This window comes from Pseudomonas sp. (genome assembly GCF_050739995.1).
GTDB lineage: Bacteria > Pseudomonadota > Gammaproteobacteria > Pseudomonadales > Pseudomonadaceae > Aquipseudomonas.
In genome coordinates this window covers 1-3,710 of the sequence record NZ_JBOICG010000645.1, presented here as the reverse complement: position 1 = coordinate 3,710, position 3,710 = coordinate 1, and the positions used below count along the sequence as shown (strand labels likewise).

Below are 3,710 nucleotides of genomic sequence, written 5' to 3'. Positions count from 1 at the left end.
TGCGCCACCCAGCGCGGGGCAAGCCCGCTCACTACATGATGGCTCAGGTGGGGTGGGTTTCAGCCTGCGCGTGCTGCGCCAGCTCCTTCTCCGCTTCCTTCAGGTCTTCCTCGCTGATCATCTCCGCAATCACCCGCAGACGCTCAACCACCCGCGCATTCACGCTGCCTTCCGGGAATTGCCCATCCGCATCCGGCTCACCGGCAGGCTCGCCCACCAGCAGGCTCAATGCCTCGTCCGCCTGACGCACGGCATAGATATGGAATTGACCGTCTCGCACCGCTTTCAACACCTTCTCGTCGAGCATCAACGTGGCGACGTTGGCCTGTGGGATGATCGCGCCCTGCTCGCCGGTCAATCCACGCGCCTCGCAGAGACGGAAGAAGCCCTCGATCTTCTCGTTGACCCCACCCACCGCCTGCACTTCACCGAACTGGTTGATCGAACCGGTAATGGCAAAGCACTGCTTGAGCGGCGTCTTCGACAGCGCCGAAATCAAGGTGCACGCCTCGCCCAAGGACGCACTGTCGCCGTCCACATAACCGTAGGACTGCTCTAGCGCGATACTCGCCGAGATCGCCAGCGGGAATTCCTGGGCGTACCGGCTGCCCAGGTAACCCGTAAGAATCATCACGCCCTTGGAGTGAATCGGCTGGCCGAGGTTTACCTCACGTTCGATGTCGACAATGCCGCTGCCGCCCGGGTATACCGTGGCGGAAATCCGCGCCGGCACACCGAAGGCCGAATCGCCCACTTCCAGCACCGTCAACCCGTTGCACTTACCCACCGCCGCGCCGGCAGTATCGATCAGGATCACCCCAGCGAGCATGTCGTCGAGAATCCGCGCCGACACCCGCCCGGTGCGCGTGGCCTTGGCCTTGAGCGCGCGCTCGATATGGCCGGCGTCGGTCATCTCGTCGCCTGCCAAATGCCGGATGAAGTCCGCCTCGCTGACCAGTTGGAACAAATCACCAATCCGCGCCGACAAGCGCCCTTGGTGTTCCGCCAGCCGAGCGCTATAGGTGGCCAGGCGCGCCACCGCGTCCGACGTCAGCGGTGCCATGCCTTCTTCCGACGTACGGGTTTTAAGCAACTGGGCGAACTGCTCCAGGCTTTCGTCGACCATCGGGATGTCTTCGTCGAAATCCACCAGTACACGGAACATTTCCTGGAAGTCCGGATCGGCGTCCTGCAAGGCGTAGTACAGCTGACGCGAGCCGATGATGATCACCTTGACCTGCAACGGGATCATCTGCGGGTTGAGGGTCACGGTGGCCAGGCGGCCCAGTTCGCCCAGCGGCGACTCCATCTTCAGCTTGCGCGATTGCAGGGAACGCTTGAGCGCGTCCCACACGAACGGCTCGCCGAGCATTTTTTCCGCCTCGAGGATCAGGAAACCGCCGTTGGCACGGTGCAAGGCGCCTGGGCGCAACTGACGATAGGTGGTGTAGAGCGCGCCCTGGTCGGTGCTGTATTCGATGCGACCGAACAGGTTGTCGTAGGTCGGGTGCGGTTCGAACACCACCGGTGCACCGCCGTTGACCGGGTGGCCGACCACCAGGCTCGGGCAGTATTGCTCTTCGAGCAGCTTGCGCGCCTGGGCGTCGGTCTTGGCGTCATCCACCAATTGCTCGACCACGGTTTTAAGCAGGTATACCTGCATGGCTTGCAGGTAACCGCAAACGGCTGCGTTTTCCGCGTACTTTTCTGACAGCGGCGCGAGCAACGGTTGCAGAGCCAGGGTGATGGTTTCTTCGTTGAATTGGCGCAGTTGGTTGTTGGACTCACGCTTCCACTGCGGCAGGCTGGCCAGTTCTTCGTTGAGGCGTTCTTCCAGCTCGGAAATATCCGTGTGGAAGCGCTCACGGTCGGCTTCCGGCAACTGCGAAAACTCGGCTTCATCGAGGGCCTTGCCGTCGAGCATTGGCGTGAACGCGATGTTGGAGCTGTCGCGGTACAGCGCCACGTCTTTTTCCAGGGCCAGGCGTTCGATCACGTCCAAAGCCTTGTCATAGCGCTGGTTGAAAGCGCGGTCGATGGCGCTTTTACGCTGCTGGTAAGTCGGGTGTTCGAAGGCCGCCGGAAAAGTAGCTGCCAGGTTGTCGATCAGGGCGTTGATATCGTTGATGAACGCCGCTGCCGCGCCGCCCGGCAATTCCAGGGCACGCGGTTCACGTGGTTCATCGAAATTATTCACATAGACCCAGTCCGCCGGGGTCTGCAGGCGTTTGCCTTCGGCCTTCAGATAGCGTTTGACGAACGAAAAGCGGCCAGTACCAGGCTCGCCCATGACAAACACGTTGTAACCGGGGCGTGGCATCGCCACACCGAACTGCAACGCTTCTACTGCGCGTGCCTGGCCAAGCACACCGCGAAAGGGCTCCAAATCATTGGTGGTCGAGAAGCTGAACTGTTCAGCGGAGAAAGGGCGAGTCAGCGCTTCGGGCGCTAGACGCAAGCTGGCAGCAACAGGATCAGGCATCGGGCTTCCTTACATCAGGCGGGGCAGATGACGGCATTCTGGCTCCCGGTTACGCGCTATGGCAAGGCGCGGCGTTGGGAAAGCTTAGACGCGGTCGGCACCTTACAAAAAAATAGCGACCACTCTCGACAGCAACTCTGATTGTTTTATAAAAAATAACGGAACCCCAGGATCGTGCCTAAACTCCAAACTGCGCGGGTTGGACTAATAACTGGCCCCTAGGGCGCTGCGAAGCGCCTGAACCCCTTGTCCATTGGTTTGCACACAAAGAGAACAAAGCTATGAAACGGATCCTTCTTGGTACTCTCTTCACCGTCGTTTCCCTCAATGCAATGGCAGAAGCGCCAGGCGGCCCGAACTGCGGTTGGGGCAACATGATGTTCGAAGGCCAGCGCGGTACTCCAGCTCACTTCCTCGCTTCCACCACCAACGGCACCTCGGGTAACGCCACCTTCGGCATGACCTCGGGCACCAACGGCTGTAACACCAACAGCAAGCTGACCTACGGCGGCAAGTCCTGGTTTGCCATGAATGGCATGATGAACGAGCTGTCCGAAGACATGGCCAAAGGTAATGGCGAAGCGCTGACCACTTACGCGGTGGTACTGGGCGTCGCCCCTGAAGATCGCGAGCACTTCGCTGCCGTGACCCACGAGCACTTCCAGCAGATCTTCAGCAAAGCTGACGTGACCGCCGAGGATGTGCACACCAACACCCTCGCCGTCCTGAAAAACGATGCCCGCTTGGCGAAGTACGCTACCCAGGCTTAAGCTCGATCCGCCCGCGCCTTTCGAGGCGCGGGCTTTATTTTGGACCCGCCTCCCTTTGGGTCTCACTTTTTCCGACTTAAGTTGCCCCTATGCTCAAACGCTTTGCCTGGTTGGCACTCTTCGCTTGCGCCCCGCTGTACGCGGCCCCGCCTATTGATGATCAACGTTTGCAGCAACTGGCCAATGATCCGTTCTGGCTGTCCTTGGGCCATTACGAAGCCGGCAAAATCAGTGGCTGGCGCAGTTATGTCAGCGACAAGAAATTCTTCCTCGCAACCGATGGCGCCCACCACCCGGATGCCGAACTCAAGGCCACCGTTGAAGCGCTGTATGCTCCGGCAAGCCAAGGTGAAAAACACGCCCAATGCGTGTACCCCGCACGGACCCGCTGGCTCAAGGATCAGTTGCACCTGACCGACCTGCCCGTTGTGGACTGCGCCGAATTCAAGCAATGGTTC

Annotated in this window: 2 protein-coding genes and 1 pseudogene; 2 read left to right on the top strand and 1 reads right to left on the bottom strand. The window is 60.2% G+C overall.

Annotation, left to right across the window (positions count from 1 at the left end):
* Positions 1-43 precede the first annotated feature (43 nt).
* Complete coding sequence (locus ACRESD_RS21780) at positions 44-2,482, bottom strand: Lon protease family protein (protein ID WP_431752794.1); 2,439 nt, start codon at positions 2,480-2,482, stop codon at positions 44-46.
* Between the two features lie 281 nt (positions 2,483-2,763).
* On the opposite strand from ACRESD_RS21780, the gene ACRESD_RS21775 reads away from it, so the two are divergent.
* Together ACRESD_RS21775 and ACRESD_RS21770 are read left to right on the top strand one after the other, a co-directional pair.
* Positions 2,764-3,252, top strand: a complete 489-nt coding sequence (locus tag ACRESD_RS21775; protein ID WP_431752793.1) for a DUF3015 domain-containing protein — start codon at positions 2,764-2,766, stop codon at positions 3,250-3,252.
* An 89-nt stretch (positions 3,253-3,341) separates the two neighbouring features.
* Positions 3,342-3,710, top strand: a pseudogene (locus tag ACRESD_RS21770) (DUF4105 domain-containing protein); the annotation flags it as partial.